The following is a 23,519-nucleotide window of genomic DNA, read 5'->3' on the forward strand; positions in this document are numbered from 1 at the left end:
TCGAGCCAGCTCATGATTGTCGATACAGATTTTGACGTGTTTAGCGATACGCCTAGTGGGAAAGACCCTGACAAATACAGCCCCACACTTCGAAAATATCATCAGTATTTGTGGAGCAAACCACTTCCAGACGGCACCCTGTTCACTTTGACGGATACCAAAGCAGGAACGTACCTGTATCATCTTTCAGCAAAAGGTGAGTTCCATTTAAGCAGCGATGCCTTCAGCAACACGTTCCAGTGCGTAAATCGAATGATCCCAATAACCTCTTTGATCCATGAAGATCGGATGGCCGAATTTTACAGGCTTTGTTCGACGATTGGCGCATACATATTGTTCCCCGGCAATATGATTGACAAAAAGCGGACAATAAACATGGCTCGCGGTTGTCATCCAAAAATCAGAGATAGAATTGACCTAACGCTTGAATGCATACGGCGTCACTACATTCATCAAGAAAGCCCGCTTTCGGAGGTACTGGAGCGGTACAGTGATTTTTTTGATCTATTTCATAGCTTTGATGGCTATGTTGAGTTTTTCTTGTTGAATGATTTGGTCGACAAAGGACAAGTTCGGTTCTTCTTACCGTCCGAAAACTTTCAGAGAGATGGATATCCTGAAAATGTTGAGGAGTATCGGGCTGTAATGCACAGCACCACGGATTTTGTAAACCGGCGGAACAGACGAATTTCAGAACTCGGAACGGACGGATAGCTTGTTCCAATTTGCGCGATTTTTCCAAAGTGCAGAGGTACAAGATAGGTGCCGACGGCCTCTCACACCTCGGGACTGCATCCGGTGAACTCGAGTTCACTTGAACACATCTCACTTCCCTAAACGATGCGGATCGTTAGCAAACGGTGGTTTGCCATAGGACTTGCGGAATTCGCCAATCATCCGCTTTTCAACTGTCCTCGGAACTTCGTCGGGTGTCTCGCGCCAAGCAACCAACATGTTATGGGCATCGGGCAATTGCCAAATCAATCGTCCACCCCAATGCCCGACTGGCTTTCCCGCTCCAAATCTTGCGTACTGTTGGAGCCGTCGCCTCAGGTTGTTGGCTTTGCCAATATAAATAATGCTGACTTCATCTACCCAGTTAGCTGTGAGTGTTTCAGCAGGCACCGAAGGGTTCTTGCCTTTAAACCAGCCAGCCGAGCTTTCAGGCAAGAAATCTGGCAAGCCCTCACAAAAGTAGTGAACTACATATACGCCTCCAGACGTGGGGCAGTCCCAGTTGGCAATGTTATCCCAACGATCCCATCCTTTGAAACCAATTTGCGTAAGTTGATAGCGTGAATATTGCATGCTGGTTATCTGGTATTCGTTTCCACGCGCGGCTCCATCTTGACGGGAATACCTTTGACACTGCGACGTCACTGTCAACCGGCCAAACGTTTAGCGAACACTCTGTTTCTTCTATTTTGATAAACCGCGAGTGACTGACTTGGGTTCGTTTACAGTCATTTGCCACAATGGTTAATTTTTCGTTGTTCATGAGGATTTTTAAAAAAGCTGTAGTGAACTCGAGTTCACCAAGTGAGCGTCAACTCGCAGCTGTATCGGCAATTTTTTCCAAAGATTGTTCGATACTCTCATCAGATAAAATGCGATAGACGGAAGCTCGCCCAATCCCAATCGTCTTTGCAATTTCGGTTGCCCCAGTGCCTGCTTTATAAAGTTCAAGCACTTGCTTTGCGTGCGCCCGAGCGGTGGGTTTACGGCCTTTGTATTTGCCAGCAGCTTTTGCCCTCGCGATCCCTTCGCGTTGTCGTTCCAGCATAATGTCCCGCTCGAACTCGGCAATGCCTCCAAGCACAGTCAGAATAAGTTTTCCTGTCGAATTGCCCGTATCGATACCCAGACCAAGAATGCGGAGGTTCGCACCCTTGCCTTTCAGGCTATCCAGTATTTGCATGAGGTGCGCTACAGATCTCGCCAAACGATCTAAGCGCGTCACAACAAGGGTGTCACCCTCTCTCACGAACTCAAGCGCAGCAGTAAGATTGTCTCGAGCAGTCACGTCGACTGAAGAAACCTGCTCCTCGAAAATCTTTTCGCAGCTCGCTTTTTTGAGCTCGTCGATCTGGGCATCCAAACCTGCCTTTTGATCTAGAGTGGAAGTCCGTGCATAGCCAATGATCATGTAGCACCTTCTGTCTCAATAACCTCTTAAATTATGCGGAACAAATGGCCCAAAAATCAAATACTATTTATATGAGACAGGATAAACACATCTGCTGATGTGCTCCAATAGGGCAAGCCCTATTGGAAAACCATTGAAAGGGCAAAGCGGACGTTCGTACAAGACGCAGCTAATGGCGGTTTCGAGCCCAAAATTGACTGATGCTGCGCGAAACTCCAATGACAGCAATGCGCAGAAACCGGACTTTGCAAAGTCTCGCTACGGCATCAAAACGGACGCTTATAGCTGTCTCGGATGTTGCGGGATAGATTCCCAAAAGCGGTCATTGATCTTTTGTACGGCCTCCCAAGCCGCCTTCGCGTTTGGATCGCAGAACGACAGCGTCTTCTCAACTTGTAGAGTTCTAAGCCAGGCAGGTTCGATTTCTCTGTTGCCCTCCACCGCATCAAGGCTTGTATCGTGCGTACTCGAAGTCCATATACACAAGGCTTACGTTTTTCTTTTTCGACCTGCTGTCTCCCCAATTCGGCGTTCAGTCTTTCGATTCAGACCGACCACGCCGAGTCGCCGCAATAATGCGGGCGGCAAGTATTTGGAGATTTCCACCATGGCAAATGGCACAGTAAAATGGTTCAACTCGACTAAAGGTTTTGGCTTTATCGAGCCTGAAGATGGCAAGCGCGATGTGTTCGTACATATCTCAGCAATCGAACGTTCCGGCCTTAGTGAATTAAAAGACGGTCAGAAGGTTACTTTTGACGTCGAAGCTGGCCGTGACGGACGCGAAAGCGCCGCCAATCTGGCACTCGCCTGACCTTTTTTAAGGGCACCCTTTTCGGGTGCCCTATTGAACAATGGGCTACAATAAGCCATTGGAGAACAAGTAACTTGCAACCTAAAGACTGGACGCGGGTGCTCGCGCAATACCGTGTTGCCGATGCGAAGCGCAGTGTTTTTGAACTTGCGATCACAGTTGCTCCCTTATTTGCGCTATGGGCCCTAGCGTGGTTTGCGTTATCTTTTAGTGTCTGGATCGCAATACTACTGGCCATCCTGAATGCCGCGTTTCTGGTCCGTATCTTCATCATTATGCATGATTGCGGTCATGGATCTTTCTTTAGAAGTCGCACTGTTTGCAATTGGACCGGTCGGGTTCTAGGTGTTCTTGCCCTGACACCCTATGACGTTTGGCGGCAAAGCCATGCGATTCACCACGCTTCAACCGGTAACCTTGATCGGCGTGGTATGGGTGACATCCCTACATTGACCACTGAAGAATACCTGAAGCGGAAGTGGTTCGGGCGTGCCGCTTATCGTCTGACCCGGAACCCCGTCTTCCTGTTCGGTGTTGCGCCGATCTATACGTTCTTTATTCAAAACCGTTTACCTCTTGGTTTCATGCGTTCGGGCTGGCTGTACTGGGCAAGTGCGATGGGAACAAACGCTGCAATTGCAGGGATATTGGCCCTAGTTTTTTGGGCCGGAGGCATTGAGGTATTATCGTATGTTTTCCTACCAACCATGATTGTCGCATCATCGATTGGTGTTTGGCTTTTCTATATTCAACACCAGTTTGAACACACGACCTGGGAACGGGAAGAGGGGTGGAACCTACAGAACGCCGCATTCTATGGAAGTTCTCACTATGCCCTACCAGGCATCCTGCGGTGGTTCTCTGCTAACATCGGCGTACACCATGTTCACCACCTTGCCAGCCGCATACCGTTTTACCGGCTAAACGAAGTTTTGCGTGACCATTCTGCGTTAGAAAATTGCCAGCGTATTACTCTATATGAGAGCTTTCATTGTGCACGATTGCATCTTTGGGATGAAAAAAGTCAACGTCTGCTGACATTTTCCGAGGCTTTGTCGAACGCCAATTCCAAAAGGCATTTAGTGTAGTCTGGCGCGTACCAGATAGGCTTCGACCGTATCACCGCCCAGGGCGCGAATGGCCTCTAATCGGTGAAGGCCTTCAATCAGCACGAACCTCTTGTTGTCCGAGCGTATCTGGATCGGGGTCTTCTGGCCGTTCTTCAGGATATCTTCGGCCAGCGTCAGAACTTTTTGTTGATCAAGCGTTTTCGCCCGTTTCACAGGTACATAGATCAGGTCGAGCGGATATGGTCTTTTCTCCAACATAAGCTACGTGAGCAACCTTTCGTGCAATTGTTCCGGTTCAGAGTTCGTTGCAAAAGCGGGGGCTGGAACGTGCGTCATAGAACCGAACGAACAGCGTCGCGCAGTTCCTGATGCATAACCCAAGTGGCTGGCTCATCGTCACTTTCGATGTGAGAAAACGCCAGGACCTGAGCGGCGCCATCATTCTGCACCGATCCGGCTTCGGGTAGGTCCAGTTCCAGATATTCTGCGATTAATAGTCCGATTTTCTTAAAAACCTTGATGGAGGCCTCGCGCGATTTGTAACCGGCTGCCTGAGACAAGTGACCAATGGTCAGACCGTCCTTGCCTGCGATTGTAAGTGCTTTGAGCATTGTGACCTGCGCAGGGGTGAGCCTGATCTGTCGCAATGCCTCGGCATATTCTCTTTCACTGGGAACGAGGGTGCCGGAGTTTCTCTCCAAACGGCGTTGACCGCTACGTTTCCTGTCTCGTTCACCGAGAATTTCTTTTAATGCTTCGATGGCCAATGCTGGTGTTTCGCCGACTGCATCAGCAATCATTGTCTGCGTTTTAGCCGGTGGCTTGGGGAATGCGCGCGCAACGCTGTTACCGCTCAGGATGCCGGCCTTAATCAAGTACTTTCCAAATTCTTCTTCAATCACTCCTGCTACGTCAGCGTTCCGCGACTCACGAACACTGCGATCCTGAAATGCTCTTTGTTCCAGACCACGAGCTGACATCTTTGAACCGTGAAGGGTTACTTGAGGGGCATTTTTGCGCATCAGAGAAACACCACCGCAATTATGGCCGCAACAAACACCGCTAATGCGATAAACATCTTCACTCTATAGGACCAGCGATGTGCCCTTTCGGCTTTGAGCATTTTGGCAAGGTTTTCGTCAATCGAGTTATGGTTCACGGCTTGGTCCTTCCGGAATTGTCAGGCGGTATTGATTTCCATCAACCTATTGTCGCGGCACATTTTCGGTGCACTTATCGTTCTGTCGTGTGAACGGCCGATTGCATTCCCAACCATCACCTCTTCGATTTAAGTGAGCATTTGAAGGGACAAGGATCGCAACGCACCTGTCCCGGTTTGCGCGAAAACCACGTTCACATTTCCATCCAGAGTAGGTTTCAGGCGCAAGGTATGCATGCTGTGGAACGGCCACAGGCTCACAGCCGCTCTCCGCTGCCCTGTACCCTCTGAGGCATACCCACCCATCCGAGCTTCTTTTGTCGCTCAGACGACCGTTTTTTGGAACTTCTATTGCAACACATGTTTGGCTTTCCTTACGAAATCCCCAGTTGCAGTGTATTTCCTGTGCGCCAAACCGGGTTCCGACGTACCCATTTTGAGGCGCTATCAATTCTTCGCATCTTTCACCGACTTGTCGGAAGAGCCGATTGCACTCCCATCGATCTCCGGTCGATGCAAGATATGCGTTTTTAGGAACTTCTATTTCCTCACAAAAATCTCCAACACGCTTGAATCCATGGTTGCATACCCAACCTGGACCATAGGAACTGCCGGTCAAATGCGCATTTTCAGGTGCGTTTGCTCTTTGACACGATCCGTTCTTGTTTTCGAAGCCTTCGTCACAGACCGATCCATCAGCATTGCCTGCGACTTGGGCGGGAAGCTGCGTTCCGGAGAGCAACACCAAGAGTGTCGGGATCAAACAAAGAACGCGGCGCGAAAACACGATGAGTGACTGATTGAAACGGAGCCTGAGACCTGATCTATCCGGCATCGGGCACGCGATTTATAAGCCATGTTCTGTTCATACGGCGCCTTCATTGATGGGTCACGCGATAACTGGAGCATGTCAGGTGACAGTTGCGAATGCTTGCGAGGAACGAGCTCAACGCGAAGACCCCAGCGCGACCCGTTCCTATGCTGGGGCACATGCTACAGTTAGTCTGAAGGCCATTGGATCATCGAAGCCGGCAGCATCGCGACGACGAGTAATTTTCACCAATGCACGTTTGTGGTCCTTTGCCAGAATAGAGTCAAGGAAGTTTCCCTCGTCGCAACGCTAGTACTGCTAAGGCAGGTGTTTGTGAAACAAGCACGTGACCAAGTAGCCTGGTGAACCGCCGAAAGAAGTTACTTGGCATTAATCTGTTGTTGTAGGGATTTGGGGGCGGAGCAGCAGCGAATGGCAGCTTAAGTCCGCGTCTCTCTTGTCGAGCCTGAGTGCGGCGACAGAGCGGTACGTGATCAAGGTTTCCTCGTGGCTATGAATGACTGGCCTGACGTCATCAGCAGCAACGCATCGACATTCGTGCCGCTCCTGTGAACTGATGCTGCGCAAGCACTCGCGGCGCGAGCAAATGGTTGATCTGCTACGCTTCTCGGGAATTGCAAAGTCTAATTGCGAATGTCCGTTTTGGGCTGCGAGCGGTCATTTTCGTTCGGCATCCGACGGCAGCATTGTCCGCTTGTCGGGATTTGCAAAGTTCAGTTTGGAATGTCCGGCTAGGGCTGCCTCCAGACATAGGCACGGGAACCAGCGAAGGTCGACTGCGAGCCCAAAGTGGACAACGAAAAGATGGCCAATCGGTATAGGGTTTCTATTGCGGTTTCCTATCAGCGGCTACTCTATTGCGTTTTGAAATGTTGCGGTAAGCCGTTTGTTCAAACCGTAATGAGGTTCGGCTGAAGAACCGTAGTGCAACTCAGCCAAAGCAGCGATGTCATTGAAAATGACTACGGAGCCGCCTTCTTCATTCGCGTAAACCAATAGTTTTTGGCAAAAGGCATCCAAACCAATTGCCGGAAAGCCCGCCATAGCCACGCCACCGGGTGCTGGTCCGCCGAACAGTAAGAGTACCGCCTCCGGCAGGTCCACCCCCAGTTGGGACGCTTCGGTCGCAAAATCGATTTCACCGAACCAGACAGTATCGTCCTGCCCCATGACAGCTGTCCTGAGACGTTCGACTGCCTCTGGTACGCTGAGCAGAGTTTGCAGTTCGATGATCCCGTAGTCGGCAAACAATCCGTTGGTCGGCGCTGGTGTTGCATCCAAGTCGTTTAGAACTTCGAGCATCTTGCTCTGAAACGCACTCAACGAAGAAGCGTCCGTGAGCCCATGCCGGACTTTGAGAAATTGAGAGTCTGTGTAGGCGATCTGTGGACGACCATCCTGATCGAAGGAAAGAACGCGAAAAGGAAGGTCCAGACCTGCTCGCACGTTCTCTTTCAGAATGGGCGTGTTTATCTCTGGATCAGAGAAAAGGAGCACACGAGACGCTGGCATTTCTACTCCTTCGGCTTTGGCCAGTCGCGCGTGATCTATCGATGCGATTGGCGTAGCTCCCGCTTCTTCAACGGCAGTCTCAAGCACTAAGAAGTTTTCGTCCACCGCACTCTGGGCAGATGACGATTGTGCAAGAACCGATGTCGAAATTGATGAAGTTGCAATCATGGAGAGAACAAAGAAAAACCACAGCATCTTATCACTTCCTGTTTCATCGTGCTTTTTTCAGTGAAACCGCCGCCAGAGCTGCAAAAGCTATCTCGGCCGCAAGATAAAAGAGAAGTATCCCGTTCGGAACTCCATCGATAAGAATGCTTAGTATGCGTCCAACGGCCAGTCCCGACATAAACAAAAAAAGAACCCAAAGCGCCGGTCGTTGTAGATCTGGTTTCACCACGGCCGCTAACCAAAACAAAGCGTTTGCCAGGTAAAGTCCCATAATCGCACGGAAGACATGCGTCTGGTTCGTTCCTTCCACCGAAAATCCCAGCAAAACTGGGATCGAACTGCTTGGCATCAGACCGTATGATAACGCGATTGGCATGAGACCGACGGCAGCAAGCAGAAGGACCAATCTAGCACTCATGGAGGACTCCTTCTCGTAGAGGTTTCGCTTTTTTGCGAAATTCCTAGTCGGTTTTTTGGGGCATCCGAAGTTCCGAACCGGATGCCCACGCTGCGGTGAGAAAGGCGAATTGCAAGCCTCGCTTCTTCTACTGAGAGATGCCGCCTTCGGTTGATGTCTGTTCTTCAACATGGTCTTGATTGGCTACCGGCTTTCCCCGCGGAGGGAACTCCTCGAAGGTAGCGAGATGCGCCTGCACTAGTCGGGCGGCTGGACCGAATGCCCACATTTTCTCGCCCATCCAGCGGACGTACATCCCGCTTTCCTCCGCAGCTTTCTCGTAAGGATCGCGGCGAAGGTTGAAAAGCAGCGGGGCGACCAACTCTTCCTTCGGGCCTGACCAGCCGTGGTTTTGAACGACAAAGTGCGCTTTCCAATCGTTGTAGCGTACGGCTTGGAGATCCGTACCCTGATAATAAATCAGCTCGCGGCGATTGCTCTCTGCATCCTCACCCGTCAGGTAAGATAGTTGATTGTAGCCATCGAGGTGTACTTTGTACCCTTCATAACCCTCTAAGAGTTTTTCTCTTAGGTCTGTGGGGCCTCCCGCCGCGGCTACAAGTGTTGGCATCCAATCCATGCCGCTGAAGATACCGTTCAAAACCTGTCCTTCAGGGATTTTTCCAGGCCAGCGAATAATCGCAGGAACCCTAAAGCCACCTTCCCAGGTAGTACCCTTTTCCCCATGAAACGGTGTCGTACCTCCATCGGGCCACGTCAGTGTTTCCGGGCCATTGTCGGCGGTGAACATCACTATGGTATTATCGGCAACTCCCAGATCCTCAAGGTGGCTGAGAACGTTACCAACGTTGTTGTCCAACTCCTTCATGACAACATCCTGAAGTCCGCGCCCATTGCCCAACATATCTTCGTATTCGGGGCTGAGGTGAGTCCAGACGTGTGCACGGGCTGGAGCCATCCAGACAAAAAACGGAGTGTCCGACTCTACTGCACGAGAAATGAAGTCCTTCGTGTAAGATGTCACTTCGTCATCCAAAGTCTTTTGGCGCTCAGGAGGCGCAGGCCCGTCATCAATAATGCGCTGCTTCCCGACTTTTCCAAATCGCGGGTCGACTGTTTCGTCTACTTCCTCTGTTGCAAATGAATGAATGATGTTGCGAGGCGCAAATTGCGCGTTGAATTCTGGGTCGTCTGGCCAATCCGGATCAGACGTATATTCCATAGCATTCAGGTGGTAGAGCCAACCCCAATACTCGTCGAAACCTTTTGTAGTCGGTAGGAACTCATTGAGGTCGCCTAGGTGGTTTTTTCCAAACTGCCCCGTCGTATACCCCAACTTTTTCAGGAACATCGGAAGCGTTGGGTCATCTGGGTTTAAACCTATCGGATCACCCGGCAGTCCAACCGTGTGCATACCAGTCCGTATTGGCAATTGTCCGGTCATGAAAGCTGATCGACCGGCAGTACAACTTGGCTCGGCATAATAATCTGTGAGACGAGCACCCTCTGACGAGAGACGATCCAAGTTCGGCGTCTCGATGCTTTTGACACCTCCGTGGTAAACGCCGACGCTCGCCCAACCTACGTCATCTGCCATGATGACAAGAATGTTGGGCGGGGTATGTTCGTCGGCCCAAGCTCCAGTGAAAGCAAAGCAGACGGCACCCGTTACTGAGATAAGCTTGTTCATTAAGACCTCCCGGCTTGGTACTACTTACCAACCATAGGAAAAACATCGGCTTAGAGGAACGGTCTGATTTGTTAACTTTTTGGGCTTAGCACCTTGGTGCAAGAAATTTCTTCGGCCGCAAAGTCCGCATCTCAGAGGGTGTAAAGCTCATAGTGAAGGTCCGCTTCGGGCTGCCTCCAGTCACTAGTGCGAACAGTGGTGAACGCGGCTTCGAGCCTAGCGCCGGTAATTCGCTGGAGCGGTAAACCCTCCATTCCGAAGTTTTGTTGGGCCGCAGCCAGCGGTGATGCCGCCACGGCCCACGTGGTAAAACGTCAGTTCGTTGGGGTCACATCGACTAACGTTGGTTCGCGATCACCGCTGGTTTCAAAGACGATCATCTCGTCTCCCATAGCTCCGAAGTCAATCTGCTTCATATCGACCATATGCACCGTTCTGTCGTACATCGTGTGATAGTAGTAGACGAGGTTGAGGGAGTCCGCAGCGGTCGTGATCTGAGTTGCGCTGTAAAGCAGGTCGTCCGACTGCACATCGTCTTGAGCGCCCTCCGCTGCATCGGCCGGAATGTTGAAATTATCCAGAATGCGAAACGCCTCGCGCACGGTGTCATAGCCACCTTGCGTCTCCCGCGCCGTCTGAGAAAAGGCGACTGCGCGGACGAACCGGGATGGGGGTGTGAAGTCGCCTGGCAGCCCTATCATTCCACTCCCAGCGCCAAGGGGCGCGAAAGTAACGCCACTTGCCTCAACTTCCGGAAGCCCAAGGGCCGACAGGTTTACGTAGTTGTTAAGGTTCGTCATGTGCCAATCGTAGTTTGGCGAATTGGTGATCACGCCAAGCGGAGCATCGAAAATCGTCAGTTCACCGTCAATGTACTCGACAACGATCCTTCCGCCGAACCGGTCAGCAACCAACATATGAAATGGGAAGGGAAATCCGAGAGTCTCATCTACGACCCCGACAACACGGACATTCGCCAACCCGGTGGCAGCCTCTTCAACTGTCTCAAATTGGGAAAGGACATAGCTGGCTAGCAAATCGCCGGGAATCGTGTTGCCGGAAAGGTCAGGGTCGTACTCCTGATACTCGGTGAAGCCGGGCAGATAAAACAACCCGGCGGTCAACCCAGCTTCGTTGATGCCATCTGCGGGAGCCCCATGATCCAACATGCTGATACCGACCATTCCAAATCGGCCGGTCCAGTTTGCTCCGTCTCGCTCATCTGGCATTTCGCCTGCGGTATAAGTGAAACCTCGCGGAATAATGTTGATCTTTGTCTCAAGATCGAACGGCCCCCATTCGGCGGTCCTTGCGCGAACGATGCTTCCATCCTGCCCTGTCAACATGATGCCAGTGCATCCCCAGGCCATCGATACTGAAGCCACAAAGGCTATGGTCGCTTTTGGTAATATCCGAAATAGCTCGATATGACGCATGGTCGTACTCCAATTGGACTGATCTGATCTCATGAACTCGCTCGACCAAGCTACCACACCGGTTCTCAAGTTGAATGAAGTTTGCATGATCTTCAAATAGGCAAGAAAGTCCGCCTATTCCTTCCGTCGGACTTTGCAAAGTCCGACTCTGAATGTCTGGTTTGGGCTGCGAGCAGTCAATCATGCTCATCGTAGGGAACGGCAATTCTGAGTCACAAAGCGGGCTCAAGCTGGAGCGCGTGTTAGACGACCGCTGAATTCGGAAAAATTGCCCGCCCGACTTTCATTGATTAGGCTGTTCAAAATGGAACCATGTTCAAACGTAGTCGACTTAGCGGGTATGCCTGCTCCGCGGCCATTTGTAGTCAATGGAACGAGATTTCCTTTGGTGGCAGTTGGTCTCGGTGCGCCCATTTTGTTTGTGCACGGAGCATGGGCCGATCACCGGATTTGGTGTGGCTTTTGGCAGCCGGTATCTCAGAAAGCAAAATTCTTGGCTATCACCCAGCGTCATTTCGGGGATTGGAAATGGCCAGACGATAAGCCATTCGCACGCCGAGTTCATACGGAAGATCTAATCGATATTTTGGACGCGCTGGAAGAGCCCGTTCATCTTGCAGGTTGGTCGTATGCGGGGGGCATCTTGCTTCGCGCAGCTGCAACAAAACCTGAACGTGTCCTTTCACTTGCTATCTTTGAACCATCATTTGAATGTGAGCCACCAACAGAAAGTGGGCCGCTGAAGACTGCGCGCGAGGTCGCGTGGAACCGTCTAGAACCGGCATACGAGTTGGCAGAAATCGGCGATCTGGAGCGCGGGATGAGAGTTGGTCTTGAGGCCGTCTATGGCATGCAAGCAGGTGAATTTTCTGAGCTCCACCCGGATATTCAAAAAGTGCATTTGGAAAATCGCCATACGATGCTGCCCGATTTATACGCGGAATCGGCCGAACCGCTTTCGTTTCAAGAGTTCTCCAATATCAGTTGCCCGACCTTGATCTTGTACGGAGAAAAATCATTGGATCAGTATCGGCTGATGGCGGAGTACACGAGCGAAAATATTGGTGGCGCAAAACTGGTAATGGTGCCGAGTGTGAGCCATGGCGCACCGGTACACAGGCCGGACTTGTTGGCCAACGCGATTTTGGAGTTCATTCTAGGAATAGCCGCGGCTCGCAGAAAATAACCTATTTCGGCGAGTTGGGTTTATGGCCGCTTTGTTGCGCTCTACGAAACTGCAAAGTCTAGTTGCGAATGTCCGTTTTGGGCTGAGACCGGTCCTCAACAACCATTGAGCCTATGGCAACTTTGTCCGCAAAGCAGTCATACGAACAAATAGCAGCGAATGACTGCATGGAGCCAAATCTACCAATTGCTGCGCAACGATCAAATGGCTGGTTCTGCGCCATTCCGCCTCTGAACGGTCTCACGGCAAAGGCGCAACATTTTAGGCACCCGGGGTGCTGACTATCTGCATCTGCGCTTACTGATATTGCCTCGTGCCAACTATAACACCATGAATCCGGCGACAGTCTTTGATTTTTACCCGTCGAGCATCGCGAGCACGGCGTCGCGTTCGGACAGGACCAACAGCAAGGCAATATCACCCGGTTCCAGCTTTTCCAATATCATCGAGGCAGCTAGAGAGGGCGAAGATGCTCTCAGGACTTGTTGCGCGTCATATCCCTGTTCTAAGGCGGATTTTTTGATCAGGTCCGGGATTTCTCCCAATTCGCGACCTCTTAAATACCCTTCCAGTTCGGCTGCGACGACTACGTCGGGCTGGAAATTTAACGCCGTCGTGGTAACGTCCCGGATATCCTGATCCGACCGATCGCCAGCATGGCTGAGCATAATGTAACGCCGTTTCGCCGGTAGGCTTGACAGCGCATCGCAAACGGCCGAAATCGAGTGCGGGTTATGCGCAAAATCCACAAAAACACGCGCATTATTGTAACTAAACTCGTTGCAGCGTCCGGGGTTGTCCTTGGCGTCGGGTTTGAACCCGGCCAACCCATCCCGAGCCCCCTGAACGGGCAAGTCCAGTGCCAAGGCAAGGCACAGGGCCGCCAGCGCGTTCAGGATATTGTATTTCGCAGCGCCGCCCATGGTCAGGGGAACATCGGAAACTGCAATAACTACCTGTTCGACCGCACCGTCGAAAAAGACGATATCTCCCTCCTGCACATAGGCGCAGCACTTGCCCGCATCACGCGCCTGACGGACAAGGTTGTTCTGCGCATCCAGCGAGAACCACCAGATATTTGCGGATGTATTTTCCGCTTCTGCGCGGACATACAAGTCATCGGCATTCAGTGCCAGCACGCCACCCTCGGCCAGCGTGCGATGCACGGCGAATTTGGCCTGAGCCAGTTCCGGCACCGTGTTGACCCCGTATTGCCCCAGATGGTCGTTTGCCACATTGGTGACTGCCGCTGCCGTTGCCGCGCGGGTCGGCAGACCCCGGCGCAGGATACCTCCGCGCGCGACTTCCAGACAGGCGACCTCCAGCCTTTTGTCACGCAACAGCATTCGCCCGCCGCCGGGGCCGGAATAATCGCCACGGTCGAGAATGTCGTCTCCCACCCGCACAAATTCGGTCGAGGTCAGCCCGGCAACCTTGCCCGAAGCGCGCGCGATCGCCTCAAGTAAACGGGTTGTGGTTGTTTTGCCGTTGGTTCCGGTAATGAAGGCCACCGGGATATTGTGCAGAGCCGACCAGTCCAAGTCATCGGGGGTAGGCAGCGCATCGACCGGCCAGGTCTGACTGCCAGTACCGTGCCCGATCGACACTTCGTCATCATCGCACAGGATATCCACACCATGCGCTTCTGCTGCCGCAATCAGGGCGATCAGCGCGGGATTGGCTTCCTTCTCCATAACGCTTTTGACATCCGCAACCATCTGATCGAAATCGCCGGGCTCGGATGCCAACAGTTCGGCAGCACAGAAATGCCAGACGGTTTGCACCGCGAAGATAGCGGAATAAAGCTGATCCATCGGTGCTGAAATCGCCAGATTGACGCCACCGGTGAAACTGCGGTGGGTTACGTCCTGATCCTGCCAGCCAAGTGCGTCCAGCACGCGGCGCGCGTGTTTTTCCCACAAAGCAGTGACCTGCGCGGTGCCGGTATCGGTTAAAAACACATCCATCACCGCGCCGGGGCGGTTCCACAACAGTCCCGGCCCGGTCAAGCGTCGGGCATCGTCTACCCGGATATGATCGGCGTACGCGCTTTCAATTGTCAGCGCGTTTTCAAGCTCTTCGATCCGGTCCATTCCGGTACCCCCGCTTAATCCGCGTCTTCGCTGATGTCGCGGGCCAGGCGCACTCCGCGCGCATCCCGGATCAGGTTCTGGTCGCTTTCGAACATGTCCTCGAACGAGGTGTCGATGGGGCTTGCCACCGGCGCAGCCTCTGTGACTGGCGCTTCGCTATCGGAGTTGAAATAGATGATCTGCTTCCAGCAGCGCGTTGTGTCATCACCGAAAATCACCAGCAGATCGCCCGGTGCGGCCTGTTCCAACGCTGCAGTCACCGCTTCGACCTCATCCGGGATGATCGTGATCCCGGCATCATCGACGCCGTTGTCGATCAGGGCCTGCCGCATCATTTGCGGTACTTCGTCGTGTCCACGGCCCCGGCGGCGGTCATCTGCCTTGCAGATGAAATGATCAAAATGCCCGGCCAATGCGGCGGCCCCGTCGATGATATCCTCATCGCGCCGGTCGCCGGGCATCGCAACAACGCACAGCCTTCGGCCCTTGACCTCCAACTGATCGGCCAGCGCCGCCATTGCCTTGAGCGCGGCAGGGTTGTGGCCATAGTCGAGGATCACCTTGAATGGATGCTCGTCATAGACATTCATCCGCCCGGGTGCCTGGAAATAGCTGGTGTCGAAGGTGCGCAGCCCATGGCGGATATTGTCCAGGTCCACTCCGAAACTATAGGCCATCGCGGCGGCGAACATCGCGTTCTGGACGTTGAAAATGGCCTTGCCTTCCAATGCCGCCGGGATCAGATGCGACCACAGCACCGGGATATGAAGACCGTTGTCATAAATGGTCAGCATGTCACCATTCATGCCCTTTTCAAGCACAATTGCCTTGCCGCCTGCCTTGATATGTTCCTTGACCAGGCTGTGCCCCGGATTGGTGGTGACATAAAAGATCTGATCCGCACCGGCATAGTCGGCCATTTTCAAACAGTTGATGTCATCGGCATTCAGAACTGCCGTGTCGGTGGCGCTTTCCACCACCACGCGTTTGACAACGGCCAGTTCCTCAACCGTGTTGATGCCGCCAAGACCCAGATGATCTGCCGAGACGTTCAGGCAGGCCGCTACGTTCGAGCGCTGATAGCCCAGACCCGAGCGCACAAGTCCGCCGCGTGCGGTTTCCATCACCGCAAAATCGACAGCCGGGTCGCGCAGAACGATCTGTGCCGACTTAGGTCCCGTCATGTCGCCCTTGACGCTCAGCTTGCCGTCAACATAAACGCCATCGGTCGAGGTCATGCCAACGGTCTTGCCGCTGGTTTTCATGATGTGCCCCAGCATCCTTGAAGTGGTCGTCTTGCCGTTGGTTCCGGTGATTGCCGCGATGGGAATGCGGGTTTCCTCGGTGGCCGGAAACAGCATGTCGATCACTTTGCCCGCCACGTCGCGCGGCTGACCTTCGGACGGTGCCACGTGCATCCGGAAACCAGGGGCGGCGTTCACCTCGACAATCGCGCCGCCGATATCCTTGTAGGATTTGGTGATGTCGTCGATCAGGAAATCGACGCCGCCCACATCCAGCCCGACGGCCATGATGGCACGCTCGGCCATGTCACGGTTGTCAGGGTGCACCACATCCGTCAGATCAATGGCCGTGCCGCCAGTCGACAGGTTCGCGGTTGATCGCAGATAGAAGACCTCGCCGTCAGGTAGCACAGTTTCTTCCGTCACGCCCGCATTTTCCATCAGGCGGTTGGCCTGATTGTCGATCTCCAGCATGGTCAGCACTTTTTCATGCCCGATGCCACGGCGCGGATCCTCGTTCACGATATCGACCAGTTCGGCAATCGTGTGCGTGCCATCGCCTACCACATGGCCCGGCACGCGCTTGGCTACAGCGACCAGCTTGTTGTTCACCACCAGCATCCGGTGATCGAACCCGGTGATGAAGCTTTCCACCAGAATGGCGCGGCTGCGGGAATGTTCCTTGGCTTCGGCAAAGCCTGCCTCGACCTCTTCATCCGAGTTCAGGTTGATCGAAACACCACGCCCATGATTGGCATCGAGCGGTTTGACCACCACCGGGTGCCCGATCCGTGCGGCGGCGCGCACGGCTTCACGCGCGGAATAGACCATGCGTTGCTGCGGCACAGGCAGGCCCAGATCGTTCAGCAGATTGTGGGTGTCTTCCTTGTCGCAGGAAATCTCGACCGAGATATGCTTGGTCTCAGAGGTTATGGTTGCCTGAATGCGTTTCTGGTATTTGCCGTGCCCGAACTGAACCAGTGACCCAGAATTCAGCCTGATCCAAGGGATGTCACGCTCTTGCGCGGCCTTAACCAATGAGCCGGTTGAGGGACCAAACTCTTTGCGCTGCGCCCGCAGCACAAAGCTACGCAACTCGTCGTCCCAGTTGAATTCCGGGTCGAAGTCGTAGTCCACCTGTTCCTTGAGGGATTGCGGCAATAGATGCATCAGCAGCCGCATTGCCAGCTTGCCTGCGTCCAGACCAACATCGCGCTGGCGGTATTCGTAAACCATGTTGTATTGGCCGGGTTCGCCTGTGCCGCGCGTGCGGCCAAAGGTTACATCCGAACCGGCCACGTTCTGAACTTCGATGGCACAATGTTCCAAAACATGACCAAGCCAAGTGCCTTCATCTTCGCGCAATCGGCGGATGAAACCACCGGGTTCGCGGTAGGAACAGCCATGTTCCGCCAGACCGGGAAGGGCCTGGGTCAATGCATCAATAAACTCGGAACCAATTTTGGCCGAAGGCCAATCTTCCAGAACGCCCAGATCAATGACGTGGCGAATGACCGGAAAACTTGCCCAGACATTCGGGCCGACAAATACATTGGTCGAGATTATTTTCATGAGGCTCCCCGTTGGTTAGCTTATTGTTTCCCCCCGCTGGCGGCCTCATCCTCGGACAGATCCGGCAATGTGCAGAACGCCATATGCTCATCCGGCGGAAAAGCCTGGCGAGCCGTCAGATCATAACGGCACCCTTCACCCAGAACGTCAAGCCGAAGTCCAAGAAGGCTGAGTGCTTCGCCGCGACGGGCATCCCACATCGAAGAATGGGTCAAATGGCTGGCATCCACCACGGTAACCGTTCCGCTGCCGATTACTTCAAAGACGTTATCGGGCCCAATGAAGGCCGCCGTGTCTTCGTCAACGCCCAATCCGATTAGAAAAGGGTTAAAAGATGAAGCGGTTAGTAATCGACCCAGGCGGTTGCGTTGGGTGAAGTGCTGATCAATGATGACGGCGTTGGTCAGACCCATACCGGGAGCCAGCGTGATATTACCTTCGGCTGGACCAGAGTTGCTGCTGCCACCTGCTACCATATGCTCGGACATGATCGAAGCACCGGCCGAGGTTCCTGCAACCGGCACCCCTGCCGCGTTTCGGCGCCGGATTTTCTGGGCGACCAGCGTGCCTCCAAGAATCGCTGACAGGCGCAACTGGTTCCCACCGGTCATAAAAATTCCGGTAGCACGATCCAGCATCCCCGCGTAATCCGGGTTGTCGCAATCGGCGCGGCGCGAGATAGGCAGGAATTCAACCTTGCCTGCACCAAGCTCGGAAAAGATGCGGTTATAGTCCGGTCCGGTTTCTTCCAGCATCGAGGCTGTTGGGATCACGACGATATCAGCGTCGGCACCGCCGGACAGTTCTACGAACTTTCGGTGAATCTGCATTTCCTTGACGCGGTCTTCACCGCCGCCGATCGGAATGATGAACCCGCGCGGGGTTTCTGCATCTACGGGTGCAGGGCACATATCTTAACTACCTTCCGGTGTTATAGCGGGCAGCCACCGGGGACCGCGCGGACGCTCAAACCTATTCATACATGCCGCGTCGGGCTATCTGGCCGTCGCGTACATGCCATTCCCCCCGGGCCATCACATGCCGCACGGCAGTGTTTTCGTCAAGAACGACCAAATCAGCGTCCATACCCACGTTCAGACGACCTTTTTGGTGCAGCTTCAGCAGGTCGGCGACATTTGAGGTCAGCGGAGCCAGCGCTTCGGGCATTGGTACTCCTCTGTTGGTGAGTTCGCGCAGCGTGTCTGGCAAAGTGTCCGACAAACCCACACCAAACCGTGTCAGATTGCCTTCATGGTCAAAGGCGGGCAGGCAGCCACCACCGTCAGAGCTGATGGTGAACCGGTCCGAGTGACCGCCCAAATCGCGAAACTGAATGTAGGCCTCAGCAGCAGAGATGCCCGGCTCGACATGTCCGCAGGGGAATGCGGTAGCGTCGATGTAACATCCGTGCCGTGCTAGCGCCACGGCCTGTTCGAAGAGTGGTTTGTTGCGATTGACATGGGTTGGATTGAAGACGCGTGCGGGGATTTCGCAGGTCGCGATAGCTTGTTCCAACATTGACAGCCCTCGCTCGCCATCTCCCATATGGCAATGCACAATCCCCGCCTTGCCAGTCATCAGGCCTGCGACATGTGCTTCGCTTGCGATCCGCAGAAACTCGTCCAATGTCGGTTGGCTCGACCGGTGATCACTGATCGCCAGTTCCCCAACACCGATGACCGGATCAAGGAACACAATGTCTCCACGGGCTGAACCGGTGAGGGTGGTCAGTGGGACGTGATAGCCACCGGTGTGACACCAGGCTGAAAGTCCTTCTTCGCGCAACCCATAGGCCTGTTGCACCAGCGTCTGCGTGTTGCGGGTCAGATCGTCCGTGCCCAATACTCCAACGACTGAAGTGACACCGGCACGCGTGAAAGAGGACAGGGCAAGCGGCGGCACTCGACTGGCTGGTCCGGTTTCACCGCCACCGCCTGTTATATGCGCATGCCCATCAATAAAACCCGGAACAACCGCTGCACCTTCGACGTCAATGATCTCTGCCTGAAGCTGGTCAGGCAATTCGGGTTTTTTGCTGCCGAGGTAAATGATGCGTTCACCCGCGGTGAGAATATGGCCCAAACCAACAGGTTCAGGTGAATAGAGGCGCGCATTCTTGATGAGCTTCAACACATTTCATTTCCGTCAGTAGGAGCGAAGACATCTTTTCTTGCACTAAAAACCAGCAGAAGAACCATCCCCTACAGCGGAAAAAGCACAGATGCCAGACTCAAGCACTAGCGGATGTTGAGAAAAGGAAGCGGATGGAAAATTTGTCCGCTTGGCTGACGTTACCGTACACCCTAGCGCATGTTCACCTTCTGCCGTTCAAATTGGAACGCAGCAAAACCACAGCGATAGTCTAAGGGTGGGCTGTAAGGTGGATAAAAATTATCCGGCCTTAAATAAGGTTTTGATAATTTTATATTTTTACGGAAAATTTGGTGCCCAGGAGAGGACTCGAACCTCCACGTCCATACGGACACTAGCACCTGAAGCTAGCGCGTCTACCAATTCCGCCACCTGGGCAGGTGTCGTGGAGGGGCGTTTAAGCCTACTGACGGGGGGCGTCAACTAGATTCGGAAAGATTTTTGAAAGTTTTTTGGCCCACGCCCGAAACGCCTTGGAGGTCTCTGTTCTTTCCCAGATGCGCGGCGTTATTGCGCCTTGTTTGCCGGGGCTTTGGGCGGTAGATCGGATCAAGACCTATCAGTAGGAGCCCTCTCATGTCCAAATTGGTCACGATTTATGGTGGATCGGGATTTGTCGGTCGGTATATCGCCCGGCGCATGGCAAACGAAGGGTGGCGTGTGCGGGTCGCGGTGCGGCGCCCGAATGAGGCGATGTTCGTCAAACCCTACGGTGTTGTCGGTCAGGTTGAACCTATTCTGTGCAACATCCGAGACGATGCATCGGTTGCGTCCGTCATGCACGGGGCCGACGCGGTGGTGAACTGCGTGGGCGTGCTGAACGAACTAGGCAAGAATGCATTTGGAACCGTACAAGCCGAAGGGGCCGAGCGGATCGCGCGGATCGCCGCTGAGCAGGGCGTTGAGCGGTTCGTGCATATCTCGGCCATAGGGGCAGATGCAGAATCAAACAGCGAATATTCTCGGACCAAGGCTCAGGGTGAAGCCGGAGTGCTGGCGCATATGCCGAACGCGGTAATCCTGCGCCCATCGGTCATTTTCGGTACCGAAGACCAGTTCTTTAATCGCTTTGCGGGGATGACCCGTATGGGGCCGTTCCTGCCTCTGGTCGGCGCTGAAACCAAATTCCAGCCGGTTTATGTGGATGACGTGGCCAAGGCTGCCGTTCAGGGTGTTCTGGGGCAGGCTGAGGCGGGCATCTATGAGCTGGGCGGGCCTGAGGTGAAAACCTTCCGCGCGCTGATGCAGCAGATGCTGGAGGTGATCCATCGCCGCCGCGTGATCGTGGGTATGCCATTCTTGGCCGCGCGGATTATGGCGGGTGTTCTGGACATTGCGAAATTCGTCAGCTTTCAGCTGTTCCCCAACAACATCCTGACGCGTGACCAGCTGAAGAACCTGCGCCGTGACAATGTAGTGTCTGAGGGCGCCAAAGGTTTTGAGGATTTGGGGATCGAACCGGCCACTCTGGAATCCGTTTTGCCAGACTATCTGTGGAAATTCCGCCCCTCTGGGCAGTATGACGAAATTCAGAAGTCGGCCAGCAACCTGCGGACCTGATCAGCTGTACGCGATTATCAGCAGGATTGCGCCCAGAATCACGCGATAGATGACATACGGCGTGAAGCTGACGCTGCGCAGCAGGCGCATCATGAGGCTTAGCGCCAACAGGGCTGCGAAAAAAGCAAAAAGGGCGGCAATTGCGCCGTCTTTAGCCAATTGGGCATCTGCTTTTCGAATGACATCCACGGACAACAAAGCACCCGAGGCGATGATTGTCGGGATCGACATCAGCATTGCAATTCGCGCCCCGTCTTCCCGGCTGTAACCCAGTTGTCGAGCGCCAGTTATGGTGATTCCTGAACGCGAAGTGCCGGGGATCAGTGCCAGAACCTGCCAAAGCCCCATGATCACCGCGTCGCGCAGACCCCAGTCACCGGCCTGCTTCGTTTGCGGTCCTTTCTGGTCCATCCAATAAAGCAGCAATCCAAAACCCAGCATGGCCCATCCAATTAATGCCATGGAACGCAGCGACTGGCTGAGCCCGGTATTGAACAGGAAGGTGCCGACGATAACGGTAGGAATCGTCGAGATGATGAGACCCATCGCCAAACGCGCCTGTGGGGTATCGACCTTCCCTGTCAGGGCGCGCGGCAGACCGGATGCGGCCTGTTTCACGTCGGACCAAAAGTACAGAACCACAGCCCCCAGCGTGCCGACATGCACGGCAACATCTATGGCCAAACCCTGATCGTCCAAACCCGTTAGGCTGGGCAATAGGATCAGGTGACCCGAAGATGAAATCGGCAGAAATTCAGTGATACCCTGAATAATCGCCGTGAGAATCAACTGGAAAAGACTCATCTGACCTGCCGTGCTGCCCTCACGCATTCTTTGTGAGAAATGGGTATAAGCGTGCTGCAGAAATTGAAAGCACCTTAATGGGTCCGAATCGGAACTAAAATGTTCAATTATTTTACAGATAGTTTTCGGATCGATTGATTTTTTCTAAATTAGGTCAGCACTATTGCCTTTTCATTCGTGATGACATCTCTTAAAGAAACTCGACCAAGCCAATTCATGGAGTCTGACCCGTGGCCAAGCAACCGATGCTGAAATTTGTGCAGATCGACCGGGACATGCCGGAAAAACGTGCCGCTGAGGTGCGCAAAGAAGACTTCAATGAAATCTACGCGGAATATGCGTCGGCGAAAGCGCAGGAACAGGCCAGCCGCTGTAGCCAGTGTGGTGTTCCCTATTGCCAGTCGCACTGCCCGCTGCACAACAATATCCCCGACTGGCTGAACCTGACGGCGACAGGCCGTCTAGAAGAGGCCTATCAAACCAGCCAAGCCACCAATACTTTTCCTGAGATTTGTGGCCGCATCTGCCCTCAGGACCGTCTGTGCGAAGGCAATTGCGTTATCGAGCAATCGGGCCACGGCACTGTCACAATCGGCACCATCGAGAAATACATCACTGACACCGCATGGGACAAAGGCTGGGTGAAGCCTGTCGCGCCTGCTGCTGAGCGCAGCGAAAGTGTGGGCATTATCGGTGGCGGCCCCGGTGGTCTGGCTGCAGCGGACATGCTGCGCCGTGCCGGTATTCAGGTCACCGTATATGATCGCTATGACCGCGCGGGCGGGTTGCTGATGTACGGTATTCCGGGCTTTAAGCTGGAAAAAGACATCGTGCAGCGCCGCAATGATCTGCTGGCCGATGGCGGGGTCGAGTTCGTCCTGAACTGTGATGTGGATGCCGCCAAGTTTGAAGAGATCCGCGCCAAGCATGACGCGGTGATTATTGCGACCGGCGTTTATAAATCGCGCGACCTGTCCATGCCGGGCAGCGGTCTGAACGGTATCGAAAAAGCCATCGACTTCCTGACCGCCTCAAACCGCAAGAGTTTTGGCGACGTGGTCGAGGATTTCGACAATGGTCGCCTGAACGCCGATGGCAAAAAGGTCGTTGTGATCGGTGGTGGTGACACCGCGATGGATTGCGTGCGCACGTCAATTCGGCAGGGCGCGACCTCGGTCAAATGTCTGTACCGCCGTGACCGCGCCAACATGCCCGGCTCACAGCGCGAAACGCAGAACGCCGAGGAAGAAGGCGTGATTTTTGAATGGCTCAGCGCACCCAAAGGGTTCACCGGTGACGACAACGTGTCTGGTGTGATGGTGCAGAAGATGCGCCTAGGTCAACCGGATGCGTCAGGCCGCCAGGCACCCGAGGTGATCGAAGGTGCGGACTATGTGGAAGAAGCCGATCTGGTAATCAAGGCCCTGGGCTTTGAGCCAGAAGATCTGCCCACGCTGTTCGGTCAGCCCGACCTGCCCGTAACCCGCTGGGGCACCGTCAAGGCAGCTTTCCAGACCGGCGAGACCGAGATGGAAGGCGTTTATGCCATTGGTGACATTGTGCGCGGTGCTTCTTTGGTGGTGTGGGCGATCCGCGACGGCCGCGACTGCGCCGATGCGATCATCGACCGTTTCAACAGCAAGGCTGCCGTCGCAGCCGAATAA

The 23,519-nt window shown here is 53.9% G+C and carries 19 protein-coding genes and 1 tRNA gene; 6 read left to right on the forward strand and 14 right to left on the reverse strand.

Features of this window, described 5'->3' with window-relative positions; all coding sequences use genetic code 11:
• Positions 1–12 precede the first annotated feature (12 nt).
• Positions 13–714, forward strand: a complete 702-nt coding sequence (locus GOW93_RS06635) for a DUF6994 family protein (RefSeq protein ID WP_170382442.1) — start codon at positions 13–15, stop codon at positions 712–714.
• 111 nt (positions 715–825) lie between these two features.
• On the opposite strand, the gene GOW93_RS06640 is transcribed toward GOW93_RS06635, so the two are convergent.
• Positions 826–1,308, reverse strand: coding sequence for a GIY-YIG domain-containing protein (locus tag GOW93_RS06640; protein WP_170382444.1), 483 nt, complete (start codon positions 1,306–1,308; stop codon positions 826–828).
• A 238-nt stretch (positions 1,309–1,546) separates the two neighbouring features.
• Positions 1,547–2,146 (reverse strand): recombinase family protein, encoded by a 600-nt coding sequence (locus GOW93_RS06645; protein ID WP_170382446.1) that lies wholly within the window; start codon positions 2,144–2,146, stop codon positions 1,547–1,549.
• 607 nt (positions 2,147–2,753) lie between these two features.
• On the opposite strand from GOW93_RS06645, the gene GOW93_RS06650 reads away from it, so the two are divergent.
• A complete protein-coding gene (locus GOW93_RS06650; RefSeq protein WP_170382448.1) occupies positions 2,754–2,960 on the forward strand; it encodes a cold-shock protein in 207 nt (68 codons plus the stop codon).
• 74 nt (positions 2,961–3,034) lie between these two features.
• A complete protein-coding gene (locus GOW93_RS06655; protein ID WP_170382450.1) occupies positions 3,035–4,048 on the forward strand; it encodes a fatty acid desaturase in 1,014 nt (337 codons plus the stop codon).
• Here the strand turns inward: GOW93_RS06655 and GOW93_RS06660 are convergent.
• The 6 genes from GOW93_RS06660 to GOW93_RS06685 all read right to left on the reverse strand — a co-directional run bounded on the left by GOW93_RS06660 (position 4,040) and on the right by GOW93_RS06685 (position 11,245).
• Positions 4,040–4,288, reverse strand: coding sequence for a ParB N-terminal domain-containing protein (locus GOW93_RS06660; protein WP_039524390.1), 249 nt, complete (start codon positions 4,286–4,288; stop codon positions 4,040–4,042). The genes GOW93_RS06655 and GOW93_RS06660 overlap by 9 nt on opposite strands.
• 74 nt (positions 4,289–4,362) lie before the next feature.
• Complete coding sequence (locus tag GOW93_RS06665) at positions 4,363–5,052, reverse strand: hypothetical protein (protein WP_170382452.1); 690 nt, start codon at positions 5,050–5,052, stop codon at positions 4,363–4,365.
• Between the two features lie 1,818 nt (positions 5,053–6,870).
• A complete protein-coding gene (locus GOW93_RS06670; protein ID WP_170382454.1) occupies positions 6,871–7,728 on the reverse strand; it encodes a DUF302 domain-containing protein in 858 nt (285 codons plus the stop codon).
• Between the two features lie 16 nt (positions 7,729–7,744).
• Positions 7,745–8,119, reverse strand: a complete 375-nt coding sequence (locus GOW93_RS06675; protein ID WP_170382456.1) for a DUF4345 domain-containing protein — start codon at positions 8,117–8,119, stop codon at positions 7,745–7,747.
• 127 nt (positions 8,120–8,246) lie between these two features.
• Positions 8,247–9,809 (reverse strand): arylsulfatase, encoded by a 1,563-nt coding sequence (locus tag GOW93_RS06680; protein WP_170382458.1) that lies wholly within the window; start codon positions 9,807–9,809, stop codon positions 8,247–8,249.
• Positions 9,810–10,123: 314 nt separating this feature from the next.
• Complete coding sequence (locus tag GOW93_RS06685) at positions 10,124–11,245, reverse strand: linear amide C-N hydrolase (RefSeq protein WP_170382460.1); 1,122 nt, start codon at positions 11,243–11,245, stop codon at positions 10,124–10,126.
• Between the two features lie 388 nt (positions 11,246–11,633).
• On the opposite strand from GOW93_RS06685, the gene GOW93_RS06690 reads away from it, so the two are divergent.
• Positions 11,634–12,431, forward strand: coding sequence for an alpha/beta fold hydrolase (locus GOW93_RS06690; RefSeq protein ID WP_170382462.1), 798 nt, complete (start codon positions 11,634–11,636; stop codon positions 12,429–12,431).
• 356 nt (positions 12,432–12,787) lie between these two features.
• Here GOW93_RS06690 and GOW93_RS06695 read toward each other — a convergent pair whose 3' ends face one another.
• The 5 genes from GOW93_RS06695 to GOW93_RS06715 all read right to left on the reverse strand — a co-directional run bounded on the left by GOW93_RS06695 (position 12,788) and on the right by GOW93_RS06715 (position 19,869).
• Entirely contained in the window at positions 12,788–14,524 is a 1,737-nt protein-coding gene (locus tag GOW93_RS06695) for a Mur ligase family protein (protein WP_170382464.1), read from the reverse strand.
• 14 nt (positions 14,525–14,538) lie between these two features.
• Positions 14,539–17,340, reverse strand: a complete 2,802-nt coding sequence (cphA, locus tag GOW93_RS06700; RefSeq protein WP_170382466.1) for a cyanophycin synthetase — start codon at positions 17,338–17,340, stop codon at positions 14,539–14,541.
• A gap of 20 nt (positions 17,341–17,360) precedes the next feature.
• Complete coding sequence (locus tag GOW93_RS06705) at positions 17,361–18,251, reverse strand: cyanophycinase (RefSeq protein ID WP_170353282.1); 891 nt, start codon at positions 18,249–18,251, stop codon at positions 17,361–17,363.
• Between the two features lie 61 nt (positions 18,252–18,312).
• Positions 18,313–19,473, reverse strand: a complete 1,161-nt coding sequence (iadA, locus tag GOW93_RS06710; protein ID WP_170382468.1) for a beta-aspartyl-peptidase — start codon at positions 19,471–19,473, stop codon at positions 18,313–18,315.
• A gap of 309 nt (positions 19,474–19,782) precedes the next feature.
• Positions 19,783–19,869: transfer RNA gene (locus tag GOW93_RS06715), tRNA-Leu, on the reverse strand.
• 198 nt (positions 19,870–20,067) lie between these two features.
• Between GOW93_RS06715 and GOW93_RS06720 the strand changes: the two genes are divergently transcribed.
• A complete protein-coding gene (locus tag GOW93_RS06720; RefSeq protein WP_170382470.1) occupies positions 20,068–21,051 on the forward strand; it encodes a complex I NDUFA9 subunit family protein in 984 nt (327 codons plus the stop codon).
• Here GOW93_RS06720 and GOW93_RS06725 read toward each other — a convergent pair whose 3' ends face one another.
• The gene (locus GOW93_RS06725; protein ID WP_170382472.1) at positions 21,052–21,855 is read right to left on the reverse strand and encodes an undecaprenyl-diphosphate phosphatase; all 804 of its coding nucleotides are present in this window, start codon (positions 21,853–21,855) and stop codon (positions 21,052–21,054) included.
• A 230-nt stretch (positions 21,856–22,085) separates the two neighbouring features.
• Between GOW93_RS06725 and GOW93_RS06730 the strand changes: the two genes are divergently transcribed.
• Entirely contained in the window at positions 22,086–23,519 is a 1,434-nt protein-coding gene (locus GOW93_RS06730) for an NAD(P)-dependent oxidoreductase (protein ID WP_170382474.1), read from the forward strand.

The sequence above is a fragment of the Ruegeria atlantica genome, from assembly GCF_013032455.1.
Classification (GTDB): domain Bacteria; phylum Pseudomonadota; class Alphaproteobacteria; order Rhodobacterales; family Rhodobacteraceae; genus Ruegeria; species Ruegeria atlantica_B.

What these genes read in the sequence shown, in the direction of transcription:
- GOW93_RS06635 (WP_170382442.1), top strand. Translation starts at nt 13, where the DNA reads ATGATTGTCGATACAGATTTTGACGTGTTTAGCGATACGCCTAGTGGG.
- GOW93_RS06640 (WP_170382444.1), bottom strand. Translation starts at nt 1,308, where the DNA reads ATGCAATATTCACGCTATCAACTTACGCAAATTGGTTTCAAAGGATGG.
- GOW93_RS06645 (WP_170382446.1), bottom strand. Translation starts at nt 2,146, where the DNA reads ATGATCATTGGCTATGCACGGACTTCCACTCTAGATCAAAAGGCAGGT.
- GOW93_RS06650 (WP_170382448.1), top strand. Translation starts at nt 2,754, where the DNA reads ATGGCAAATGGCACAGTAAAATGGTTCAACTCGACTAAAGGTTTTGGC.
- GOW93_RS06660 (WP_039524390.1), bottom strand. Translation starts at nt 4,288, where the DNA reads ATGTTGGAGAAAAGACCATATCCGCTCGACCTGATCTATGTACCTGTG.
- GOW93_RS06665 (WP_170382452.1), bottom strand. Translation starts at nt 5,052, where the DNA reads ATGCGCAAAAATGCCCCTCAAGTAACCCTTCACGGTTCAAAGATGTCA.
- GOW93_RS06670 (WP_170382454.1), bottom strand. Translation starts at nt 7,728, where the DNA reads ATGCTGTGGTTTTTCTTTGTTCTCTCCATGATTGCAACTTCATCAATT.
- GOW93_RS06675 (WP_170382456.1), bottom strand. Translation starts at nt 8,119, where the DNA reads ATGAGTGCTAGATTGGTCCTTCTGCTTGCTGCCGTCGGTCTCATGCCA.
- GOW93_RS06680 (WP_170382458.1), bottom strand. Translation starts at nt 9,809, where the DNA reads ATGAACAAGCTTATCTCAGTAACGGGTGCCGTCTGCTTTGCTTTCACT.
- GOW93_RS06685 (WP_170382460.1), bottom strand. Translation starts at nt 11,245, where the DNA reads ATGCGTCATATCGAGCTATTTCGGATATTACCAAAAGCGACCATAGCC.
- GOW93_RS06695 (WP_170382464.1), bottom strand. Translation starts at nt 14,524, where the DNA reads ATGGACCGGATCGAAGAGCTTGAAAACGCGCTGACAATTGAAAGCGCG.
- cphA (WP_170382466.1), bottom strand. Translation starts at nt 17,340, where the DNA reads ATGAAAATAATCTCGACCAATGTATTTGTCGGCCCGAATGTCTGGGCA.
- GOW93_RS06705 (WP_170353282.1), bottom strand. Translation starts at nt 18,251, where the DNA reads ATGTGCCCTGCACCCGTAGATGCAGAAACCCCGCGCGGGTTCATCATT.
- GOW93_RS06720 (WP_170382470.1), top strand. Translation starts at nt 20,068, where the DNA reads ATGTCCAAATTGGTCACGATTTATGGTGGATCGGGATTTGTCGGTCGG.
- GOW93_RS06725 (WP_170382472.1), bottom strand. Translation starts at nt 21,855, where the DNA reads ATGAGTCTTTTCCAGTTGATTCTCACGGCGATTATTCAGGGTATCACT.